This window comes from Nonomuraea turcica (assembly GCF_030718205.1).
Classification (GTDB): domain Bacteria; phylum Actinomycetota; class Actinomycetes; order Streptosporangiales; family Streptosporangiaceae; genus Nonomuraea.
Map to the genome: position 1 here is coordinate 995,597 of NZ_JAUZQF010000001.1, position 15,123 is coordinate 1,010,719.

Annotated in this window: 18 protein-coding genes; 7 read left to right on the top strand and 11 right to left on the bottom strand. The window is 68.8% G+C overall.

Features of this window, described 5'->3' with window-relative positions; translation table 11 throughout:
• Positions 1 to 228 precede the first annotated feature (228 nt).
• Positions 229 to 1,257, bottom strand: coding sequence for a LysR family transcriptional regulator (locus Q9G87_RS05350; protein ID WP_305915030.1), 1,029 nt, complete (start codon positions 1,255 to 1,257; stop codon positions 229 to 231).
• An 84-nt stretch (positions 1,258 to 1,341) separates the two neighbouring features.
• Here Q9G87_RS05350 and Q9G87_RS05355 point away from each other — a divergent pair, with 84 nt between their 5' ends.
• Positions 1,342 to 1,527: a hypothetical protein gene (locus tag Q9G87_RS05355; RefSeq protein ID WP_305915031.1), complete on the top strand. Its 186-nt coding sequence runs from the start codon at positions 1,342 to 1,344 to the stop codon at positions 1,525 to 1,527.
• A gap of 100 nt (positions 1,528 to 1,627) precedes the next feature.
• Here the strand turns inward: Q9G87_RS05355 and Q9G87_RS05360 are convergent, their stop codons facing one another.
• From Q9G87_RS05360 to Q9G87_RS05380, 5 genes are all read right to left on the bottom strand, one after another.
• Positions 1,628 to 2,029 carry a hypothetical protein gene (locus Q9G87_RS05360; RefSeq protein WP_305915032.1) on the bottom strand — a complete coding sequence of 134 codons (402 nt, stop codon included), beginning with the start codon at positions 2,027 to 2,029 and terminating at the stop codon, positions 1,628 to 1,630.
• Positions 2,030 to 2,267: 238 nt separating this feature from the next.
• Positions 2,268 to 3,248 carry a threonine ammonia-lyase gene (locus tag Q9G87_RS05365; RefSeq protein WP_305915033.1) on the bottom strand — a complete coding sequence of 327 codons (981 nt, stop codon included), beginning with the start codon at positions 3,246 to 3,248 and terminating at the stop codon, positions 2,268 to 2,270.
• 111 nt (positions 3,249 to 3,359) lie between these two features.
• Entirely contained in the window at positions 3,360 to 4,022 is a 663-nt protein-coding gene (locus tag Q9G87_RS05370) for a maltokinase N-terminal cap-like domain-containing protein (RefSeq protein WP_305915034.1), read from the bottom strand.
• A 101-nt stretch (positions 4,023 to 4,123) separates the two neighbouring features.
• A complete protein-coding gene (locus Q9G87_RS05375) occupies positions 4,124 to 4,885 on the bottom strand; it encodes an SDR family oxidoreductase (RefSeq protein WP_305915035.1) in 762 nt (253 codons plus the stop codon).
• Positions 4,882 to 5,907, bottom strand: coding sequence for a zinc-dependent alcohol dehydrogenase (locus tag Q9G87_RS05380; protein WP_305915036.1), 1,026 nt, complete (start codon positions 5,905 to 5,907; stop codon positions 4,882 to 4,884). Before Q9G87_RS05380 ends, Q9G87_RS05375 begins: the two co-directional genes overlap by 4 nt.
• A 190-nt stretch (positions 5,908 to 6,097) precedes the next feature.
• On the opposite strand from Q9G87_RS05380, the gene Q9G87_RS05385 reads away from it, so the two are divergent.
• Entirely contained in the window at positions 6,098 to 7,405 is a 1,308-nt protein-coding gene (locus tag Q9G87_RS05385; RefSeq protein WP_305915037.1) for an L-fuconate dehydratase, read from the top strand.
• Here the strand turns inward: Q9G87_RS05385 and Q9G87_RS05390 are convergent.
• On the bottom strand, positions 7,378 to 8,106 hold the full coding sequence (locus Q9G87_RS05390) for a FadR/GntR family transcriptional regulator (protein WP_305915038.1): 729 nt from the start codon (positions 8,104 to 8,106) through the stop codon (positions 7,378 to 7,380). The genes Q9G87_RS05385 and Q9G87_RS05390 overlap by 28 nt on opposite strands.
• A gap of 217 nt (positions 8,107 to 8,323) precedes the next feature.
• Between Q9G87_RS05390 and Q9G87_RS05395 the strand changes: the two genes are divergently transcribed.
• The 3 genes from Q9G87_RS05395 (at position 8,324) to Q9G87_RS05405 (ending at position 11,226) form a co-directional block, all read left to right on the top strand.
• Complete coding sequence (locus Q9G87_RS05395) at positions 8,324 to 9,661, top strand: MFS transporter (RefSeq protein ID WP_305915039.1); 1,338 nt, start codon at positions 8,324 to 8,326, stop codon at positions 9,659 to 9,661.
• Positions 9,662 to 9,867: 206 nt separating this feature from the next.
• Complete coding sequence (locus Q9G87_RS05400; protein ID WP_305915040.1) at positions 9,868 to 10,617, top strand: SDR family oxidoreductase; 750 nt, start codon at positions 9,868 to 9,870, stop codon at positions 10,615 to 10,617.
• A 153-nt stretch (positions 10,618 to 10,770) separates the two neighbouring features.
• Positions 10,771 to 11,226, top strand: coding sequence for a hypothetical protein (locus Q9G87_RS05405; protein WP_305915041.1), 456 nt, complete (start codon positions 10,771 to 10,773; stop codon positions 11,224 to 11,226).
• Positions 11,227 to 11,333: 107 nt separating this feature from the next.
• On the opposite strand, the gene Q9G87_RS05410 is transcribed toward Q9G87_RS05405, so the two are convergent.
• The 3 genes from Q9G87_RS05410 to Q9G87_RS05420 form a co-directional block, all read right to left on the bottom strand.
• The gene (locus Q9G87_RS05410; protein WP_305915042.1) at positions 11,334 to 11,609 is read right to left on the bottom strand and encodes an isoamylase early set domain-containing protein; all 276 of its coding nucleotides are present in this window, start codon (positions 11,607 to 11,609) and stop codon (positions 11,334 to 11,336) included.
• A 100-nt stretch (positions 11,610 to 11,709) separates the two neighbouring features.
• Entirely contained in the window at positions 11,710 to 12,135 is a 426-nt protein-coding gene (locus Q9G87_RS05415) for an archease (RefSeq protein ID WP_305915043.1), read from the bottom strand.
• 375 nt (positions 12,136 to 12,510) lie between these two features.
• Positions 12,511 to 13,269, bottom strand: a complete 759-nt coding sequence (locus Q9G87_RS05420) for a class I SAM-dependent methyltransferase (RefSeq protein ID WP_305915044.1) — start codon at positions 13,267 to 13,269, stop codon at positions 12,511 to 12,513.
• 72 nt (positions 13,270 to 13,341) lie between these two features.
• Here Q9G87_RS05420 and Q9G87_RS05425 point away from each other — a divergent pair, with 72 nt between their 5' ends.
• Positions 13,342 to 13,911 carry a CGNR zinc finger domain-containing protein gene (locus Q9G87_RS05425; RefSeq protein ID WP_305915045.1) on the top strand — a complete coding sequence of 190 codons (570 nt, stop codon included), beginning with the start codon at positions 13,342 to 13,344 and terminating at the stop codon, positions 13,909 to 13,911.
• A gap of 123 nt (positions 13,912 to 14,034) precedes the next feature.
• Complete coding sequence (locus Q9G87_RS05430; protein ID WP_305915046.1) at positions 14,035 to 14,517, top strand: CHRD domain-containing protein; 483 nt, start codon at positions 14,035 to 14,037, stop codon at positions 14,515 to 14,517.
• Positions 14,518 to 14,740: 223 nt separating this feature from the next.
• On the opposite strand, the gene Q9G87_RS05435 is transcribed toward Q9G87_RS05430, so the two are convergent.
• A complete protein-coding gene (locus Q9G87_RS05435; protein WP_305915047.1) occupies positions 14,741 to 15,106 on the bottom strand; it encodes a ClpX C4-type zinc finger protein in 366 nt (121 codons plus the stop codon).
• Positions 15,107 to 15,123: the final 17 nt, after the last annotated feature.

The following is a 15,123-nucleotide window of genomic DNA, read 5'->3' on the forward strand; positions in this document are numbered from 1 at the left end:
GGATTCCCGGTGACCAGTGCGACGGACGGCCCTGAACGATCGTGAAGATCGTGCGGCTGGTCGGGTTCGGCACGTTCAGGCAGGTACTGCGGGCGGCGCGGAAGGCGCGCGATCTGACGACCGGGCAACCCCGTCGAGGTTGTGACCTTCGCCGATATGTGGCCGGGGTTCGTCGCCTGGTACGAACGCCATGTCGACACTCGTTACGGCCTCGGCCATGACGACAAGTTAGATGATCTTCGGTATGTCGTGTGGTGACAGTACCGCCGGCCCCCGGAGATCGCCATCCCCGTGACCATGTCCCGACCGCCTCAGCACCGCCTCGTCGGCCTCGGGCAGCCAGGAGTGCGGCGGCCGGCGCAGCCCGCGCCCCACCCTCCGGAACTCCGTCACAGCCTGGAGCAGCGCGTCCAGACCCGGATGCCGCAGGCCCTCGGGGAAGACGAGGTTCTCCAGGGCGAGCGGCACGGGAGCGACCAGGGGCCGCACCACGGCACCGGGGATCCCGCCGATCTTGGCCGTGGCCAGCACGGGCTCTTGGTGCCGTTGCAGGTAGAGGCCCATCTCGTGGGATCCGACCGGCGGCGCGTGTGGCGTGGCCAGGGTGAGCCCGAACTCCTCTGCCAGGCGCTCGCCCAGGTCGGTCCACTCGGTGGTGGCGGGGTTGCCCGCCATGGCGTCCAGCGGGAAGTCGGCCAGCACGCCGAGCGGCACCTCCTCCAGCGCGGCCAGCGGATGGTCCTCGGGCACCAGGAGGGCGAGCGGATCCAGCCGCACGGGCACCTGGGCCAGTCCCTTGCGCACGTCGGCGGGCAGCCCGGCGAACCGGCCGAAGGACACGTCGAGACGCCCCTCCCGCATGGCGGCGACCCCGGAGGCCAACCCGCCGTGGAAGCGAGCGAGTATCTCCACTCCCGGCGCCAGCTCCCGGGCTCTGACCAGCGGCTGCGGCGGCTCGTGGCCCTGCATGTTGACGTCCACGAGCAGCGGCCCTCGAGCGCCGGAGACCTCCGCGACCAGCTCGTCGTGCAGCGCGAGCAGCCGCCTGGCCCCGGACAGCAGCCGCGCTCCCTCCGGGGTCAGCTCCACCCGCCGGGTGGACCTGGTGAACAGCGCCGCCCCGAGCTGCTCCTCCAGCCGCCGCACGTCGCGGCTGAGCGCCTGCTGGGCCACGTACAGACGGGCGGCGGCGCGGCCGAAGTGCAGCTCCTCGGCGACGGTCACGAACACCCTGAGCAGCCGGGGATGCAGGTCCACGCGGCAACATTAACAACAGATCCGCGTTAATCCCGCCTTTTCCGGTGTTGGACCGCGCGTCGCGATCTCCATCAGGCTGGACGCGTGATCCCCATGAAAGAGCTGCTCAGCGGCATGCCGCTGTCGCCCGCCCAGATCGGCGTCCTCCTGAGCCTGATCCACCCACCGGGGCTGACGGCTCAGAACGTCCCGAGCGGGTCGCCCACGAAGTCGGCGATGAAGTTGCCGAAGAAGCCGAAGAACAGGAAGTTCGGCACCAGCACGACGTAGTGCCGGCGCCGCGCACGCGCGCCTGTGGACCGGCCACGCCGAGCTCAGCGAGCTCGGCGTGGCCCGGTTCGCGCTCTGCTTGATGCACGATCGACATCCATCAAGCGGCGTCGAGGGCCTCGGTGATCTTGCGGGCCATCTCCGCCATGGTGGGGCTGGGCTCGCCCTTCTGGGTCCGCGCGGCCGCTTCGATGGCGACAAGGACGGTACGGCGGAAGTTGTCGGCCTCGGCCGGAGCCTGCTGCTTGAGCAGGGTCATGGCCGCTGTCACAGCCGGCAGCACCTGGTCGGCGAGTGCGGCTACGGACTTGCCTTTCAGGCCCTTGGGCGCCTTGACGAGCACGTGCCCGACCACGCCGGTCGCGGAGGTCAGAGCGATGCTGGACCCGGTGGCGGCCTTGTGGGCAGAGCCGGCGGCAGCAGCGGCGGACATCAGCGAGACGGCGCCCCACGCGGCGGTCCGCAGGGTGAGCTTGTCCTGGTCGGTAAGGGTGACGGACATGGTGGTGTGCTCCTTCACATCTGGTACGAACTTTCAATGACATCCACCATCGCCGACCGCTCTGATACCGGGCCGTTGCCGTACTGACGCCGCCGCTGACAGGGCACCGCATGGTCAGCGCGAAGGTGGTCAGCTGGGCCGAGGGCTCCGGTGATCTTGCGGCCATCTCGGAGGGGCGGGATCGTCACCGTCAGCACCCCGCGCGCGACGCACGGAAGGCCAGGCACAGGAGCAATGGTCAGGACCTGTGGAGGGGAGCCGCACCGACCCAGCGGTGGTAGGCGTCTACGTCGACGTTGCTGCCGCACACGATGGTGACTACGTGTCGGCCGGCGAAGCGGTCACGGTCTTCGAGGATCGCCGCGATGCCGAGCGCGGCCGATGGTTCGACCACGAGGCCGGCGTGGTCGAGGAGCATCCGCATACCGGCGATGATCGACGCCTCCTGGACCAGGACGGCGTCGTCAGCGACCAGGAGGAGGTCGTCCAGGACGGCCGGGATGGGACGCCGGCCGGCGACGCCGTCAGCGATGGTGTTGGTCGAGTCGGTGGTGACGACGCGCCGTTGGCGCCACGAGTGTGTCATCGCCGGTGCGCCCAGCGGCTGGATGCAGATCACCTCGACTTCGGGCGCCCAGGACTTCACCACATGACCCACACCGGTGGCCAGCGCCCCGCCGCCGAGAGCGATCAGGACGGCGTCGAAGGACGGCAGGGTGTCCACCAGTTCCAGGCCGATGGTCGCCGCGCCCTCGCACGTCTCGATGTCCAGGCTGTCTTCGACCAGCCGGATGCCGTCGTGCCGCGCGATGGCCGCCGCCCGCTCGCGAGCCATGTCGAAGTCGCCGTCCACCAGTTCCAACCTGGCGTCCAATGCGCGGATGCGATCAAGCTTGGCCGCGGGCGCAAAGCGGGATGCCACGACGGTGACGTCGAGCCCCCGGCCGCGACCGGACCAAGCGAGGGCTTGGCCAAGGTTGCCCGCGCTGGCGCACACCACGGCTCGCGAGCCATTGTCGGCGAGCAGGCTCGCGACCACCTCGGTGCCACGGGCCTTGAAGCTGCGGACCGGGTTCGCCGTTTCGAGCTTGATGCTCACCGTGCACCCGAGGTCGGGCTCCAGCGCCTCGCAGCGGTACAGCGGCGTGTCGAGGAAAATCGGGTCGATTAACTGGCGAGCCGCCCGGATCCGAGCAGTGTCGAGGCGCGTCTCCTGCATGACACAGCAGCGTAGCGCCGCCGGCCTGCAGGGGATCGCGGCTCTCGTGGGGCACGCTCATTCGCGGCTGCCGCCCTGGAGGGCCTCGACGAGGTCGCCCCTCGCTGAGATCTAGGTACGAGGGCCGCTGTGCAAGACAACGAACAGCCCCCGCGCCCGGGTGCCGTCCGGCAGGTGCCAAGAGCCGGCGACGTGGCCGGTCGCTTCCGGTGGGGGGAGAGGCGCGTTGTCCGGGGCGGGATGCAGGACCCGGTGCAAGCGGAGGGCCGTACCGTTCGGTGCAGACAGCTCGGTGACCTCTTGGTCGTCGGCGGCAGTGGTGAAGTCTGTGAGGGCGGGTCCGGCACCGATGTAGGAGCGGGTGACCTCCCGGTCGGGGATGTCGCTGGTGTTTTGGTCCTGGGCCTGGACGCGGCCCTCGATCAAGGCCAGCAATTGGGCGACCAGCACAGGGTCGTGGCAGCCGTCGTAGGCCCAGCGCCGCCCCAGCACCCCGTGCTCCATGGTGCCGACGAGGGCGTGCTCCGCCCCGTCGAGTGGGGCGCCGCGATAGGTGAGCGGCACCAGATAGCTGGTCGGGTGAGTGCCGGAGGTGTCGGTGACCACCATGAACTCGATCCCGACCTCACCCTGCGGGTCGTCCAGCCGGAAGCCGCCGGCCTTGCCCAATTCTGGTTCGCCCGAGCCGCCGAGGTACCACGGCCGGGAGGGGAGCCAGGAGGTGAGAAGTTCCAGCTTGGTCGGCTTGAGGGTGGTGTGGTGGATGACGGCCATGCCGAGAGTTCTCTTCCGTTGAGCGGGTACGACCTTCAGATCTTCCCATCTGCCGGCAGAGCGGTTCTTCAGCCGCCAGGACCAGCAACGCGGCGTGGACGTCAGCGGGCGAGCCAGCCGCCGTCCACGGGCAGCACGATGCCGGAGATGTAGTCGGAGGCGCGGCTGGCCAGGAACACCGCGGCGCCGCCGAGGTCGCTCGCCGCCCCCCACCGGCCGGCCGGGATACGCTCTAGAAGGGATCTGCTGCGTTCCGGGTCCTCCCGCAGCGCCTGCGTGTTGTCCGTGGCGATGTAGCCGGGGGCGATGGCGTTGACGTTCACGCCCTTCGGCATCCACTCGTTGGCCAGCGCCTTCGTCAGCCCCGCGAGCGCCGACTTGGAAGCGGTGTAGCCGGGCACGTTGATGCCGCCCTGGAAGCTCAGCAGCGACGCGATGAAGATGATCTTGCCGTGCCCTCGCTCGATCATCGACCGGCCGACGGCCTGGCTGAGCACGAACTGGCTGTTGAGGTTGGTCTCGATGACCCGGTCCCACAGCTCGATCGGGTGCTGGGCGGCGGGCTCCCGCTCGATGGTGCCCGCGTTGTTCACCAGGATGTCGACACCGAGCCCCTCGAGGTGAGTGGCGAGCGCGCTGACGGCCGCCCGGTCGGAGAAGTCGGCCTGGAGCGGCGTGAAAGTCCGTCCCATCGCTTCCACGCGGCGTGCTGCTTCGCTGCCCGACGGCTCCATGGCCGCGCTGACGCCGATGATGTCGGCGCCCGCCCTGGCCAGCGCCTCGGCGATGGCCAGGCCGATGCCGCGGCGTGCGCCCGTCACGACGGCCGTGCTCCCGGTCAGGTCGAAAAGCTCGCGGCTCATGCCGTACCCCCAGAGACGTTCACGAGGATCTTCATGGCCTGCCCCGACTCCAGGGCGGCGAAGGCGTCCGCCGTCCCGGTGATCGGCACGATCTCCGTGATCAGCTCGCCGGCCGGGATCACGCCCGTGGCGAGCAACTCGACGGCGCGTTCGAAGTCGGCGCGCTGGTAGACGCGCGCGCCCAGCAGGCGCAGCTCGCGCCAGAAGACACGTTGCAGGTTGACCGGCCGCGGCTGCGGATGGATGGCCACCACGACGACCGTGCCCCGCACCTTCACCAGGTCCGTCACGCCGAGGACCGCCGCCGCCGCGCCGGACACCTCGAACGCCACGTCCGCGCCGGCTCCCTGCGTCCATTCCTCGACCCACGCGACCTGGTCGGTGGCCGAGGGATCGAGCACGCGGAACCCCATGGCCGCGGCGGCCTGTCTGCGTCGCGGGTCTATCTCGACGACCACGACGTCCGCGCCCTCGTGCCTGGCGACCGCGGCGATGAGCGCGCCGATGGGGCCACCGCCGACGACCACCGCGCGGTCGCCCGGCACGAGCTCGGCTCGCCGTACGTCGTGGACGGCGACCGCCACGGGCTCGACCAGGGCCGCGTGGTCCAGGCGGAGGGTCTTGGGCAGGGGGACCAGGAGATCGGCATCGACGTTCCACAGGCCCTGGAGCGCGCCGGGGGAGTCGATGCCGACGAAGGTGAGGTTCTGGCAGATGTGCTGGTTGCCCGCACGGCACGCGGGACAGGAGCCGTCCCAGTCCAGCGGCATGACGGTGACGTGGTCGCCGGCGGCCCACCCGGTTACTCCGTCGCCCACGGCGGCGATGACTCCGCTCATCTCATGGCCGATGATGGCGGGCGGCTTGACCCTGCCGTCCATGTGTCCGTGGAGGATGTGCAGGTCAGTGCCGCAGATTCCGGTGTACGCGACCTCGATCTGCACCTGGCCGGCCTTCGGGGGCGACGGATCCGCCTCACGGATGCCGATCCTCTGATTCCCCAGGTAATTGGCGGTTAGCACCGTTCGGGCTCCCATCGCTCTGGTGTTCCGGCAGCAGCATACACAACAGACATCAGATGAAAGATGTGATTCTCTCCGGATTTGCCGGGCTCTCTCCACCTTTGCAGGGATATTCATCAGATGTATCCTGGCGGCAGCTGATCTGGTGTCACAGATTGTGACGCACCGTACGAGCTCCGCTGGAGAGTGAATGACCGCGATCATCGGCGTGGACGCCTTCGACGTACGCTTCCCGACGTCGCTGAGCCTGGACGGCTCCGACGCGATGAACAAGGACGGCGACTACTCGGCCGCCTACGTCGTGATCAGGACCGATGACCCGGATCTGTCCGGCTTCGGCTTCACGTTCACGATCGGCAGGGGCAACGACATCTGCGTGCTCGCCGCCAAGCAGCGTGGACTTCCTCTGGTCGGCATGGCCGTGGAGGACGTGGTGACGGACCTGGGCGGCGTCTACCGCCACCTCAAGTCGGACTCGCAACTGCGCTGGCTGGGGCCGGAGAAGGGCGTCGAACACCTCGCCATGGCCGCCGTCATGAACGCCGTGTGGGACCTGGCGGCCCGCGTCGCCGGCAAGCCGCTGTGGCGGTTGCTGACCGACATGACCTCGGAGGAGCTGGCCGACGTCGCCGACCTGTCGTACCTGTCGGACGTGCTCACCCGCGACGAGGCTGTAGAGCTGCTGAAGGAGCTGGAGCCGACCCGCGCCGACCGCGTCGCAGAGCTGGCCGAGACCGGCTACCCGTGCTACACGACCAGCGCGGGCTGGCTCGGATACTCCGACGAGAAGCTGCGGCGGCTCTGCCAGGAAGCCGTCGAGGCCGGATACAAGCACGTGAAGCTGAAGGTCGGCGCCAGCCTCGAGGACGACATCCGCCGGTTGCGCATCGCCCGCGAGGTCATCGGCTCCGACGCCAGCCTGATGATCGACGCCAACCAGGTCTGGGACGTGCCGCAGGCGATCGAGTGGGTACGCGCGCTCGCGGAGTTCGAGCCGCTGTGGATCGAGGAACCCACCAGCCCCGACGACATCCTCGGCCACGCCGCGATCCGCAAGGCCGTCGCGCCCATCGGCGTGGCCACCGGCGAGCACGGGATGAACCGGGTCCTGTTCAAGCAGATGTTCCAGGCCGAGGCCATCGACTTCTGCCAGCTCGACTCCGCCCGGCTCGCCAGCGTCAACGAGATTCTCGCGGTCTACCTGATGGCCAAGAAGTTCGGCGTGCCGGTGTGCCCGCACGCAGGCGGCGTCGGCCTCTGTGAGCTGGTGCAGCATCTGTCGATCTTCGACTACGTCGCCGTGTCGGGCTCGCTCGAGGGCAGGGTGACGGAATACGTCGACCACCTGCACGAGCACTTCGTCGACCCGTGCGTCGTCAAGAACGGCGCCTACACGCTGCCGGCCCGCCCCGGCTACAGCGCCCAGATGTACGACGCCACGCTGGCGACGTTCTCCTTCCCCGACGGCGACTACTGGGCCAGGGCCACGGAGTCCTGATTCGCCGACAGATATTGCTCCACGGCAAGCAGGTGCACGCCCATCCGCAGCCGGGCCGCGTCGGGATCCCGTGTCCTGAGCGCCTGGAGGATGGCCTGATGCTCCTTGTGGGTGTCGAGCTCGGCTCCGTCGGCGTTGATGGCCCGCCACAGGCGGGCCCGCACGGTACGGCTGGCCAGCGCCTCGATCAGCGCTTCCAAGGTCGTGTTGTGTGACGCCGCGGCGATGAGGCGGTGGAACGTGATGTCGGCGTTCATGATCGCCTCGTGGTCGATCAGCTCGGCCTGGAGTAGCAGCTCCATGGACGCCAGGATCTGCTCGGCCCGGTCGAGCTCCTCGTCGGTGATGCGCAGCGCGGCCCGCGCCACGGCCTCGGTCTCCAGCACGCGCCGCACGGACTGCAGGTCGGCGACGTTTTCCGGCCGGTGCAGGTCGACCAGGAAACCGATCGGGCTCAGCAGTATCCCCGGGTCGAGCGCGGTCACGTAAGTGCCGTCGCCCTGCCGGGTCTCCAGCACTCCGGTGATGACCAGCGCGCGGACCCCTTCGCGGAGCGAGCTGCGTGACACGCCCAGCTGGGCGGCCAGGTCCTTCTCCACGGGAAGGCGGGATCCCGCCGTCAGCGCACCGTTGATGATCATGTGCTTGATGCCCTCGACCACGATGTCGGATTGCGATGCGCGCGGCTCGCGGGTAGTCATCTGACCAGTTTAAAGCCAACGCCAGCGCACGCGGCCGTACCAGAAGTCAATCATCAGATCAATCGTGCAGAGTGATTGCCAATTGGCCGCAATATCCTGGTGAAACCTTGACGTAACACATGATTCATCAGATGATTCCGGAAAGCCGTCCGGGTTTGTCACGCCATTCGTCAGGGCTTTCCGGCGGCTGCTCCCCCGCACGAAGGAGGGCGTCGCAATGACGCAAGCGCATCCCCAGCCGGTCAGATCACGCACGGGAACGACCAGGATCCGATGGACGATCATCTGGCTGGCGTTCGCCGGACTGTCGATCAATTACCTCGACCGTGCGAGTCTCAGCGTCGCGCTGCCGTTCATGGGGGAGGATTTCCACCTGACCGCGACGCAGCAGGGGCTGGTCTTCGCGGCGTTCTTCTGGGCCTACGACGCCTGCCAGCTCGTCGCCGGCTGGTACGTGGACAAGGTCGGGCCGCGGCGCTCCTTCTTCCTCGCCGCGGTGTGGTGGTCGATCTTCACCGCGCTGACCGGGCTCGCCCGCGGCTTCTGGTCCCTCATCACGCTCCGCTTCCTGCTCGGCGTCGGTGAGAGCCCGGCCCCCAGCACCGCGGCCAAGGTCGTGGCGACCTGGTTCCCGACCAGGGAACGCGCCTTCGCCACCAGCATCTGGGACTCGGGCTCCAGAGTCGGCGCGGTCATCGCGCTCCCCGTCGTGACCGGTCTCATCGCGTGGCTGCACTGGCGCGCCGTGTTCGTCGTCATCGGCGCGGTCGGGGTCGTCTGGGCGCTCGTCTGGTGGAAGTACTACCGGGACCCGCGGCAGCACCCCAGTGCGAGCGCGGCCGAGGTCGAGTACATCGAGGGCGGCGGCGCCCGTACGGCGGAGACCGACGGCGAGGAGGCCGCGCGGATCCCGTGGCGGTCGCTGTTCCGCTACCGCACGGTCCTGAGCATGATGTTCGGCTTCTTCTGCCTGAACAGCGTCATCTATTTCTTCATCACCTTCTTCCCGTCGTACCTGGTGACCGAGCGCGGCTTCTCCCTGCTGAAGCTGGGCTTCTTCGGGGCCATCCCCGGCCTGTTCGCGGTGCTGTCCGGCTGGGCCGGAGGCCTCCTGGCCGATCGGGCCATCCGCAGGGGCGCCTCGGTCACGCGGGTACGCAAGACGGTCATCGTCGGCGGGCTCGTCGGCGGGTCGGTGATCATGTTCGCCGCGCTGGTTCCGGAGGCGTGGATGGCGCTGACGCTCCTGTCGATCTCGTACGGCAGCCTCACCGTCGCCGGCACCGGCATCTGGTCGCTCCCCGCCGATGTCGCGCCCAGTTCCAGGCACGTCGGATCTCTCGGCGGGGTACAGAACTTCGCCTCCAACTTCGCCGGAATCATCACGCCGATCGTGGTGGGCGCGCTGGTGGACGCCACGGGGTCGTTCGTCGTGCCGCTGTTGGTGATCGGGGTGGTCGCCCTGGTGGGGGCGTTCAACTACCTTGTGATCATGGGCAGGATCGAGCCGCTCAAGCTCATCGGCTCCGCCCCTGCCGCCACGAGTGGCTCCTGAGGGTCTTCGCGCCATTCGGAGCGGTCGCCCCTGAGGCGAGTCCTTTGCTCGCAGGCGTGCGCGACAAGAGACGAGCCGGGGGAGGGAGGCCGAAGAGAAGCTCCAAGAAAAGATTTCGCTGAGGCTGTCACAGATCGGGAGGCTGCCCGGTCGTAGCTGGCGACCGGCCGGCAACCAAGTGCCCCGGCGAGGCAGGAAGGCTCATCATGAAGATCGTGGTTATCGGTGGTACCGGCCTGATCGGGTCGAAGCTCGTGACGAAGCTGGGAGAGCACGGTCACGAGGCGGTGGCGGCGTCGCCGAACACCGGCGTCAACACCCTCACCGGCGAAGGGCTGGCCGAGGTGCTGGCGGGCGCGCAGGTGGTGGTCGACGTGTCGAACTCGCCGTCGTTCGAGCCGGCCGCGGTGATGGAGTTCTTCGAGACCTCCACCCGCAATCTGCTGGCCGAGGAGACGGCGGCGGGCGTCGGTCACCACGTCGCGCTGTCGGTCGTGGGAACGGAGCGGATGCCGGACAACGGCTACTTCGCGGCGAAGATCGTCCAGGAGCAGCTGATCGAGAAGTCGTCGATCCCGTTCTCGCTCGTGCACGCGACGCAGTTCTTCGAGTTCGCCCGCGGCATCGCGGACGAGGCCACGATCGACGGCAAGGTGCACATCGCGCCGGTGCGCTTCCAGCCCATCGCGGGTGACGACGTCGCGCAGGCGGTCGGCCGGGTCGCGGTGGGGACGCCGCTGAACGGCCGGGTGGAGGTGGCCGGGCCCGAGCAGTTCCGGATGGACGAGTTCTTCCGCGAGGCCCTGGCTGCCTGGGGCGACTCGCGCGAGGTGGTCACTGACCCGCAGGCCCGCTACTTCGGCAGCGTGCCGGGCGAGCGCACGCTGGTGCCCGGTGAGGGCGCCACCTTCGGCCAGATCCGATACCGCGACTGGCTCAAGACCGCCGCCCGGTAGCCGCGTCGTGGAGGGCGAGACCACCGCGCCCCGCGTCCGTCCTGAGCGCGGATCCGTAACTGGCTGAGGAACCGGATCTCCCATCGGTCCGGTTGCGCCGGAGGCGACGTAGGGTCCAGATCAGCAACCAGTCCTGCGGAGATGGGAGCCTGCATGACCGTCACTCCCGCGCACCTGCGCGCCCTCGCGAGCCGGGCCGAGGCGCTGACCGCCGAGGTTCGGGCACTCTGCGACAGTGCCCCGAACGGATCGCCGGAACGGGAGCACCTCGCGGTGGCGGGGCAGGCCGCCAACTGGCTGGCCCGAGGCGCCGAGGACCTGCAGCGCGCGGCCACAGACCTGGCCAGGATCCAGGCCCAGCCGTGCGGCCTGCCGTGGAGCGTCTGCCCCGAACACGGCAACACCCTCTCCTCCAGTGCGGGCGTCTCCACGTGCCGGGTGTGCCGCCGCACCTGGAACTACAACCGGCCCGGCGAACCGTGCAAGGAGCCGGTGACGTGGAAGGTGATCGACCGGGCCGGGACGGAGACGAGGATGTGCGACGGCCACGTCCTCGGCGCCCGCGCGGCCGCCCAGGGCGCCACCTTCATACGCCTCGAGCAGCCATGACACCGGTGAACGGCCTTGCTTCCTGAGACGGGCGATCCTTTTGCGGGCGCGCGAGCGGATCGAGGCTGAGCGGCCATCGGATCTGGTCGCGGCGACCTCGACCCGGGTCAGAGGTGAAGCATGCTGCCGTGCTGGTCGATGTGGTCGGCCGTGTCATCGTCGAACCACACGCCACCGGTCGCCAGATAACGGAAGTAGTGGATCCCCGGCGGGAGGATCACTGACACGGTGCGCATGCCGTTGCGGCGCGGCAGGAGCTCGTGGTGACCGGGCGACCAGTCGTTGAAGTCGCCGACGACGCTGACAATGCCGTCGGGCTGGTGTGCGGGCAGGGCGAAGGTGATGCGGGTCTTCTTGCCGAATAGGGGCGTACGCCTGAGCATTGCGAACCCTCCCAGAATGTGGGGAACGGCCCTAGCTTGCTGGGACCGGACAGCTGGGAGGAATAGGACACACGCCTCGTAACCTACATTTCATCAGAATTCACAAATCGACATTCACGTGAGCCCGCCACAAGCCCTCGGTCTTGCCGAAGCGCAGGTGGTAGACGGCGACCGCCTTGGGTATCGAGCCCACCCGGTTCACCGCGGCGACCGGCACGGTGGCCAGCCGCACCTCGACCTGCCCTTTGGTGGCCTTGGTGCGCTCGTCCACGGACACGTCCACCGCCACCCGGTCGTACGCCTCCACCTGGTGGATGGTCTCGTCCAGCACGCCGATGAGCAGTGCCTCGTCGGTCTCCTCCGCCGAGACGAACACGACACTGTCGTCCGGGACGGCGTCGCCCACGTCGGCGAAGTTCTCCACCAGCGCCTGCACCGTCTCTGCCAGGCACTCCTCCCGGGTGTCCGCCCACGCCTCCATGACGATGCCGGCCATGTGCGGCACCGCGCGATGCCCTCTGCTCACTCTGTCCACTCCACCAGCAAGACGCGCCGCTGTGAAGAGGTATCTCCAGCTCCCTGGCACCGCACTGACAGGACGATGCAAGGCCGGCTCGGCACTCTAGAGGCCACGTAGGCTGCCGCCGACGGTCTGTCCCCGCCCCCGGCATGACCTTCCCCTGTACGCCGCGCACGGGCCGGCCGCCGCAGCCACGGCGGCCATCGCGGCAGACAACGTGTGGTTCGCGCAGGCGTGGGCGACGGCCTCTGCCCTGCTCCATGGGGACCGGTCCAACAGGCCGGGGCGGGTAGGCGTGGCGCAGGACGAGGATCGGCGGTGGGCGACCGTGGTGTATTGGCGCCGGCCCCGCGGTCGGGGAGGCGACATGCCACGAGCCGATCAGTGTCCTCGCACGGCGCACAGTAGCCGGTTGTTCCCGTGCTGCCACAGCGTGCCGATCTCGGTGAAGCCGCTGTCCCGCAGCGCCTCGACATGATGGGACATCAGGTGCGACTCCGAGCCGTGATGATCGGCCCCAGCCGTGGTGCGCTCCTGGTTGAGCTCGGCGAATGCCGGATCCGCGGCAATCGCCTCCCACCAGGCCCGCCAGCCCTCCGGCCGGTCCGCGCCGAAGGCCCGCTCGGTCTGCTGCTCATGCACGGCGCGCTCCAGCCGCCCCAGGACGGGCGTGGCGTCGTCGGTGTCCATGTGGTCGCCGTTGAGCAGCAGTCCGCCCGGCCGCAGCACGCCGGCCAGTTCGGCATAAACGCGGCGCAGGTCAGGCCCGGAAATCCAGTGCAATGCCGTCGTGCTGACTGCGGCGTCTGCGGGCCGGTCCAGGCCGAGCAGCCGCGTCCAGCCGCTCGTACGCAGATCGGCCGGTACGAACGTCAGCTGCGGATACGCGGCCCGCCCGAGCCCGAGCAGCAGCGGATCCGCGTCCACCGACACGACCGTGGCCTTGGGCAGCCGATCGAGCAGCCGCGCGGACAACGACCCCGGCCCGCATCCCAGGTCGATGACCAGCGGATCGGGCCGCCCCAGTGCCTCCACGGCGTCGATCAACGCGGTGAACCGCTCTTCGCGATCGGGGAGGTAGCCCTCCTGCTGGCGGTCCCAGCGCGCGATCCATTCCCGTGCGGCATCGTGAGTGAGCACGAACATCTCCTTGTAACCGTCGTCTAAGCTTTCGGCAGTCACAACGTAAGACACGAAGGTGTAACCGGTCAATTGGATTACAACAGTCACACGGACGTGGTGGTCAGGGTGGCGGTCGCCCTGGTGAACGCGCTGACCCCAGGCGAGGAGCGCGGACGGCCCATCCCCGCGCCTGCCGACGCCGGCGCCGCCGCCACCGAGGGCCTGCGCAGCGTCTATCCGGCCTACCGTGCGGTCACCGCGGTCGAGGGTGCGGAGCTGGCCGAGGTCGCCGCCCGCCTGCGGACGGTCTTCGCCGCCGTAGCCGCGGCCGACATCGACGCCGCGGCCACGCAGGTCAACGCGCTCCTGGAGGAGACCCGAGCCAGGCCGCTGCTCGAAAAGCACGACGGCGAGCCATGGCACCTGCACTTTCACAGCCGCGGCGGCACCACGGCCGGCGACTGGGCGGCGAGTTGCGCGACCGGGCTGGCGGTCGTGCTGGGCAGCGAGTTCAGCGACCGCCTCGGGGTCTGCACGGCGCCGCACTGCGACCGGGTCTATGTGGACGTGTCGCGCAACGGCACCCGCAGGTTCTGCTCCACGGCCTGCCAGAACCGCGTCAAGACGGCCGCCTTCCGCGCCAGGAGCAAGGCCGGCTGAGCACGTCGGCATCGTGAAAGCCGTGTCACCACAGGGCGGCTTTCCTCTTACTCGGATGAACCGCGTCTTCCGCCCGGTCGTATGGGGGGTGTCCTGAAGTCCGATGGGAGAGGAATTCATCCCATGCGTAGACAATTGGCAGCGGCAACCCTCGCCACAGCTGCCACCGCCGCCGTACTCGTCGCGCTCCCCGGGCCGGCCAGTGCGGATACCGCATATCCGCACGTCGACCGGGTCAAGCTGACCGGCAAGCAGGAGGTCCCCGGACCGGGCGACCGCAACGGCTTCGGCACCTTCGCCTACCGGGTGCGCGACGGCAAGCTCTGCTACGCCATCGCGGCCCGCAAGATCAGGCCGGCCACCGCGGCTCACATCCACGCGGGCAAGAAGGGCGTGGCAGGCCCGATCGTGATCACGCTGAAGGCCCCGGCGAAGGGCTTCGCGAGCGGCTGCGTCAAGGCGGTCAAGCACCAGAACAAGAAGAACGCCGAGGTCGTCCTGACCTTCCGCGAGCTGCGCGGCATCGTGAAGTGGCCGCACCTCTACTACGTCAACGTCCACAACGAGAAGTTCCCGGCCGGCGCCATCCGCGGCCAGCTCGGGTAGTGGTCCGGGTATAACCGGCCCCCTGCTCCAGCTCCCCGGCGCAGGCCGGGGAGCTGGAGCCCGTTCATTCGGCGGCTAGCCGTTCTGCCTCTTCCTGCAGCGCGAGGATGAGAATCAGCTCCAGCTGGAGCTCTTCCAGACCCGGCGCCGCGAGGCCGTCAAGGACGCGCATAATGGGCCTCCCTGACGTAATGACGCCCCAGACGTCACAACGGTTGACGCCCTAAGTCTCGCTTCTGAAGCGTTCCCACGCCGATTGACGCGTCATGCCGAGCGAGGCCCCGATGCGCTCCCAGCTGACGTCCCTGCCGCGCAGATGCGCCACCCAGTCGCGCAGATTGTCGTCGACTTGGGCCTGCACGGCGGCGATTTTCGGAAGGTGCTCGAGTATTTGCTCTTCGGTCATCGACTCCCACATGGGGAGCCGGGGCTCAGTGGAGGCGACGAGTCGTTCCTCCGCGAGGATGTCATTGCACAATTGGATGCACTGGTCACAAATATGCACACCAGGACCGGCAATGAGCTTCTGAACGTCCGCACTCTTCTTGTGGCAGAAGGAGCAGCGGATCTTGTCCTTCCAGTCAGGCATAACCTGACACTAGATCC